The organism is Kocuria sp. NPDC057446 (genome assembly GCF_042802875.1).
Taxonomy (GTDB): domain Bacteria; phylum Actinomycetota; class Actinomycetes; order Actinomycetales; family Micrococcaceae; genus Kocuria.
In genome coordinates this window covers 1-6333 of record NZ_JBHVDI010000188.1, presented here as the reverse complement: position 1 = coordinate 6333, position 6333 = coordinate 1, and the positions used below count along the sequence as shown (strand labels likewise).

Here is a 6333-nt window from a genome sequence, read left to right as displayed (position 1 = left end):
GTAGAAGTGCACGCCCTGGATCAGCGACGAGGCGCAGTTGCCGACACCGGCAACGGCCACGCGAATGGGATGGTGGGACACGGGACTCCTTCGTCTGGTCGTCTGGGTCGAGTTCCCGGCGCACGCCGGGCGGACACCCGCACGGGCGCCCGGCGCCCGGCCGGGCAGGACCCAGCGCCCCAGTCTAGTGCCCGCCGGGAACGGGCCCTGTCGGTGGGGCTCAGAGCGCGCTGACGAGCAGACCCAGGGCGAGCACCAGGAACAGCGCGCCGGCGCCCAGCTCCACGGCGGCGCCGTGCCGTCGGAAGCCCGCGGCCAGCCGCTGCACCGAGCCGAGCCACGCCACGGCGGTGAACCAGGCCAGGCCCACCACCACGAGCAGCGCGAAGACCAGGACGGTCTCCCACCACAGCGCCCCGGCCGGGACCACGTTGGCGAACAGCGCCACGAAGAAGACGATGGCCTTCGCGTTCGAGAGGTTGGTCACGAGCCCGAGCACGAAGCCGCGCCCGGGGGTGACGGCCCGGCCCGGTGAGGAGGGGAACTCCTCCGGGACCGTCGCGGGCCCGCCGGCGGCGACGCTCGGCACCCGGTCCGGCGCGGCCCGCGCGGCGAGACCGCCCCGGATCCCGCTCACCCCGAGCCAGCCGAGGAACAGCGCCCCGGCCACCTGGATGATCCGCTGAGCCGTGTCCGCCTGCCCGATGAGGACGGTCACCCCGGTGAGGGAGAGCGTGATCCACACGAGGTTGCCGGTCATCACGCCGACCGCTGTGAGCACCCCGGCCGCCCGGGAGCCCAGCGACGCGTTGCGCAGGATCACCAGGACGTCCGGGCCGGGGGCGACGATCCCGGCGATCCACAGCCCGAGCAGGGCGAGGTACTGCGAGGCCTCCACGGCTACCGGGCCCCGGCGCTCACGCGGTCTTGGAGTCGCGGGCGCCCGCCCAGATGTTGATGCCGGAGTCGGTGGCCAGCCGGTCGATGGCCTCCAGCTCCTCGGCCGTGAACTCGAGGTGGTGCACGGCGCCCACGCTGTCCTCGAGCTGCTGCGGCGAGGAGGCCCCCACCAGCGCGGTGGTGACCTGGCCGTCGGCCTGCTCGCGCAGCACCCACGCGATCGCCATCTGCGCCAGGCTCTGGCCGCGCGCGACGGCGATCTCGTGCAGGCCGCGGACCTTCTCCAGGGTCTGGTCGCTCAGCCACTGCGGGTCCAGGGACTTCTCCGCGGCGGCCCGCGAGCCCTCCGGGACCCCGTCCAGGTACCGGTCGGTGAGCATGCCCTGGGCCAGGGGGGAGAACACGATGGAGCCCATCCCCGTCTCCGTCAGGGCACCGAGCAGGGAGGTGCCCGACGGGCCGGGGGACTCGATCCACCGGTTGAGCATCGAGTAGGAGGGCTGGTGGATCAGCAGCGGGGTGCCGAGCTCCCGCATGAGCTGCTGGGCGCGCAGGGTCAGCTCGGCGTTGTAGGAGGAGATCCCCACGTACAGGGCCCGTCCGGAGCGCACGATGTGGTCGAGGGCCCGCATCGTCTCCTCGAGCGGGGTGTCCGGGTCCGGGCGGTGGTGGTAGAAGATGTCGACGTGGTCCAGGCCCATCCGCTGCAGGGACTGGTCCAGGGAGGACACGAGGTACTTTCGGGAGCCGCCGAAGTGGTAGGGGCCCGGGCCCATGGTCCAGCCGGCCTTCGAGGAGATCACGAGCTCGTCCCGGTACGGCGCGAGGTCCTGCGCCAGGATCCGGCCGAAGTTCAGCTCCGCGGCGCCGGCCGGCGGGCCGTAGTTGTTGGCGAGGTCGAAGTGGGTCACGCCGAGGTCGAAGGCCCGGCGCAGGGTGGCGCGCTGGGTGGCGAGCGGCTTGTCGTCGCCGAAGTTGTGCCACAGCCCGAGCGAGATCACGGGCAGCTTCAGCCCGGACTCGCCCACGCGGCGGTAGGGCATGGTCTCGTACCGGTCGTCGGCCGGGAGGTAGGGGACGTCGGGTCCGTAGGTGCGCACGGCGGCCTTTCGGGGATCGGGGAGGTCGGTCGGGGGACGGCGGGCGCTCAGTACCGCACCACGGCGGCGCCGTGGGCGGGCAGCGCGGCGACGGCGCCGCCGGTCCCCGCGTCCAGCCGCACGTCGCCCGAGCGGAAGAGCACCTCAGCGTCCGGGCTGCCGGGGAACGGCACCCGGGCGGGCTCGGCGCCGAAGTTCAGCAGCACCGCGACCCCGTGGGCGGAGCCCGGGGCCGTGGCCCGGCGCAGCACGAACCAGCGGGCGTCCTCGTCGAGGTCGGTGCCGATGGTGTCGAAGCGGGGGTCGGTGAGCTCGGGCACGGCGCGCCGCAGCGCGATGAGCTCGCGGTAGGCGGTCAGCACCCGGGCGTGACCGTCGCGGCCGAGCTCGTCCCAGTCGAGCTTCGAGTTCGTGAACGTGCTGGGGTCCTGGGGGTCCGGGACGGTGTCCTCGTCCCAGCCCATGGACGCGAACTCCGCCTTGCGGCCCTTCGCCACGGCCTCCCCGAGCTCGGGCTCGGGGTGGGCGGTGAAGAACTGCCACGGCGTGGACGCGCCCCACTCCTCCCCCATGAACAGCATGGGGGTGAACGGCTGGGTGAGCAGCACCGTGGCGCCCAGCACGAGCTGGTCCGGGGTGAGGCTCGCGCTGATCCGGTCCCCCGCGGCGCGGTTGCCGATCTGGTCGTGGTTCTGGATGCACGTGACGAACTGCCACGGGCGCACCCGCTGCTTGTCGACCGGCCGGCCGTGGTGGCGGCCGCGGAAGACCGACATGGTGCCGTCGTGGTAGAACGCGTCCCGCATGACCTTGTCGAGGGTCCCGAGGGCGGCGAAGTCGGCGTAGTAGCCCTGCGTCTCCCCGGTGAGGGCGACGTGCGCGGCGTGGTGGAAGTCGTCGAGCCACTGCCCGGTCATGCCGAGGCCGTTGGACGTGGTCGGCGTGATCATCCGGTGGTCGTTGAGGTCGGACTCCGCGACGGTGAACAGGGGCTTGCCGGTCTCCACGCCCACGCGCTCCACGAGCTCGGCGATCTCCTCGAGGATGTGCACGGCCCGGTGGTCCTGCAGGGCGTGCACGGCGTCGAGGCGGAACCCGTCCACGTGGTAGTCGCGCAGCCACATCTCCACGTTGTCGAGGATGTAGTCCCGCACGCCGTCCGAGCCCCAGCCGTCCAGGTTGATGAGATCGCCCCAGGTGCTGGAGCCCGGCTTGAAGTAGTCGGCGAACAGGGGCAGATAGTTCCCGGACGGGCCCAGGTGGTTGTAGACCACGTCCTGGATCACGCCGATCCCGCGCTGGTGGCACGCGTCCACGAAGCGCTGGTAGGCGGCCGGCCCGCCGTAGGACTCGTCCACGGTGTACCAGAGGACGCCGTCGTAGCCCCAGTTGTGCTCGCCGTTGAAGCCGTTGACGGGCAGCAGCTCCACGAAGTCCACGCCGAGCCCGGCGAGGTGGTCGAGCCGCTCGACCGCCGAGTCGAGGGTGCCCTCCGGGGTGAACGTGCCGGGGTGCAGCTCGTAGATCACGGACCCGGCCAGCGTGCGCCCCGTCCACGCGCCGTCCCCCCACCGGTGCGCGGAGGGGTCGAAGGTGCAGGAGAGGTCGTGCACGCCCTGGGGCTGGCGGCGGGAGCGCGGGTCCGGCAGCACGTCCGAGACCTGGGAGCGTTCCTGCGCCGTGCCCTCGTCGAAGGTCTTGCCCAGGAGGTACCCGTAGCGCACGGTGCCGTCGGGGACGTCGGCGCCGTCCGGAAGGGTCCACCAGCCGTCGCGGCGCGCGGCGGTGCCGGCCGGGGAGTCCTCGGCCAGGGCCGCGGCGGGGATCATCTCGTGCTCCTCGCCCTCGATCCGCACGGTCACCGTCCTGGCGTGCGGGGCCCAGACGTCGAAGCGGTTCAGGTTCTCGCGGGTGTTCATGGAGGTCAGGAGTCCTTCCGGCGCAGCAGCGCCACGGGGTAGTCGGCCAGCAGCCGGGTCAGTTCCACGGTGCCCGTGTGCCGGCGGCGGGTCAGCACGTCGTCGTAGTCGCCCGGGGGCAGCTCGAGGGTCTCGCCGTCGAAGCCGCCGGCGGCGGCGAGGCCGAGGGGCAGACGGGTGGCCACGGTCACGGCGCCGCCGCGATCGAACGCGAACACGTGCCCGGCCAGGGGACCGGACGCGGTGAGCGGGGTGTAGCCGGTGAACAGCTCGGGATGGTCCCGGCGCAGCCGCAGGGCGCGGCTGGTGACGAGCAGCTTGGCGGCGGCGTCCGGTCCCACGGCGGGGATCCCGTCGGCGGTGCCGCCCACCGGGGTGTCCAGGCGGGCGAGCCGGGCGGCCCGCTCCCCGAAGTCGACGGGACGACGGTTGTCCGGGTCCACGAGGGACTCCGCCCACAGCTCGGAGCCCTGGTAGACGTCCGGGACGCCCGGCATCGTCAGCTGCACGAGCTTGGCGGCGAGCCCGTTCGCCCAGCCGGCCGGGGTGACGTGCTCGGCGAAGCCCTCGACGACGGCCCGCATCTGCGGGTCGTGGAAGACCAGTTCGACGAACCGGGTGAGCCGCTGCTCGAACTCGGCGTCCCCGTCGACCCAGGCGGTGGAGTTGCCGGCCTCGCGGGCGGCCTTGAGGGCGTAGTCCAGCACCCGCTCCTGCGAGACGGGCCAGGCGCCCACCACGGCCTGGAGCACGAGGTTCACGAGCGGACCGTCGCCCACGAGGGCGCCGGCCTCCCCGGCGAGCTTCTTGACGGTGCCGACCACGCCGGCCCACTGCTCCCCGGACTCGGCGAGAACGGTGATCCGTGCCCGCACCGCCTCGGAGCGCTTGGTGTCGTGCGTGGACAGCGCCGTCATCGCCAGGGGCTCCTCGGCCGCCCGCCGGGCGAGCTCGGCGTGCGCCCCCTCGGGCGTCAGCGAGAAGTGCGACGGGTCGCCGCCCACCTCGGTCAGGGACGTCAGGCGGGTGAAGCGGTAGAACGCGGTGTCCTCGACGCCCTTGGCCATCACCATGCCGGAGGTCTGCTGGAAGCGGCGGGCGAGCTCGCCGAGCTCGGCCTCGTCCGTCGCCCCGGCCCCGAGCAGCCCGCCCAGGGTGCCGATCGCGTCCGTGAGGTCCGGGCGCTGCTCCCGGGCCGCGTCGAGGGCCGACCGCAGGTGCTCGGCGCCCTCGGGCAGGTAGCTGCGGTAGACGGGGAAGTTCGCGAGGACCTCCGCCAGCGCGTCCTCGGCGACGGCCCGTTCCAGCCCGGCGTCCCCGGGCACGAGGCGGGCGAGGCGCCGGACCTCGGCCAGCAGCGCGCCGTCGGCCATGGCGCGCTTGGTGCCGTGGATCAGCTCGTCCCAGTGCACGGGCTCGCCGTCCCGCAGCCGGGCGTCCAGGCTCGTGAGGGCGTACTCCCCGGCCGGGTCGGTGAGCAGCCGGTCGATCGTGCCCAGCGCGTCGTAGCCGGTGGTGCCCGCGGTGGCCCAGTCGCGGGGCAGCCGCTCGCCGGGCTCGAGGATCTTCTCGACGACGACGTAGGCGCCGCCCGTGAGCTCCTTCAGCTGCTCGAGGTACTGCCGTGGGTCGCGCAGCCCGTCGGGGTGGTCGATGCGCAGCCCGTCGACGAGGCCCTCGTCGATCCACCGCTTGATCTCGGCGTGGGACTCCTCGAAGACCTCCGGGTCCTCGACGCGCACGCCCGCGAGCGTGGCGACGGTGAAGAAGCGGCGGTAGTTGAGCTCGGCGTCGCCGCGGCGCCAGTTCACGAGCTCGTAGTGCTGCCGGTCGTGGACGTCCTGCGGGTCGTCGCCCTCCGCCCAGGTGCCTTCGGCCAGCGGGTAGACGTTGTCGTAGTAGCGCAGCGTGCCGTCCTCGACCCGCAGCTGCGCGAGCTCGTCGTCGCCGTCGCCCAGCACGGGGATCAGCACCCGGCCGCCGCCGGATGCCCACTCGACGTCGAAGGCCTTCGCGTACGGCGAGGCCTGGCCCTGCGCGAGCAGCGACCACCACCAGGGGTTCTGCTCGGGGGCGGCGACGCCCTGGTGGTTGGGGACGATGTCCACCAGCACGCCCATGCCGCGGGCGTGGGCGGCGTCGGCGAGCGCCTTGAGCCCGGCGGCACCGCCCCGGACCGGGTCCACCTCGGCGGGGGACGCGACGTCGTAGCCGTGGTCGGAGCCGTCGACGGCCCGCAGGATCGGCGACAGGTAGACCCAGTCGGCGCCGAGGTCGTGGAGGTAGTCCACGAGCCCCGCCGCGCGGTCGAGCGTCAGGTCGGAGGTGATCTGGAGTCGGTAGGTCGAGATAGGTGTGCGCACCGCTCCAGTCTGTCGGCCCGGCCCCGGAAACGCCAGCAGGCTGTCGACCCG

Annotated in this window: 4 protein-coding genes; all 4 read right to left on the bottom strand. The window is 73.4% G+C overall.

Annotated elements, in window-relative coordinates; genetic code table 11:
- Nucleotides 1-220: 220 nt before the first annotated feature.
- Entirely contained in the window at nt 221-898 is a 678-nt protein-coding gene (locus tag ACFU0Y_RS16365) for a LysE family translocator (RefSeq protein WP_380215725.1), read from the bottom strand.
- Between the two features lie 19 nt (nt 899-917).
- Complete coding sequence (locus ACFU0Y_RS16360; protein WP_380215727.1) at nt 918-1943, bottom strand: aldo/keto reductase; 1026 nt, start codon at nt 1941-1943, stop codon at nt 918-920.
- A 104-nt stretch (nt 1944-2047) separates the two neighbouring features.
- Nucleotides 2048-3919: a malto-oligosyltrehalose trehalohydrolase gene (gene treZ / locus ACFU0Y_RS16355; protein ID WP_380215723.1), complete on the bottom strand. Its 1872-nt coding sequence runs from the start codon at nt 3917-3919 to the stop codon at nt 2048-2050.
- A 5-nt stretch (nt 3920-3924) separates the two neighbouring features.
- The gene (gene treY, locus ACFU0Y_RS16350; RefSeq protein ID WP_380215721.1) at nt 3925-6282 is read right to left on the bottom strand and encodes a malto-oligosyltrehalose synthase; all 2358 of its coding nucleotides are present in this window, start codon (nt 6280-6282) and stop codon (nt 3925-3927) included.
- Between the last annotated feature and the right edge of the window lie 51 nt (nt 6283-6333).

Bases quoted from the DNA above. Each gene is read 5' to 3' on its own strand.
- treZ (WP_380215723.1), bottom strand. From the start codon at position 3,919: ATGAACACCCGCGAGAACCTGAACCGCTTCGACGTCTGGGCCCCGCAC.
- ACFU0Y_RS16360 (WP_380215727.1), bottom strand. From the start codon at position 1,943: ATGCCCTACCGCCGCGTGGGCGAGTCCGGGCTGAAGCTGCCCGTGATC.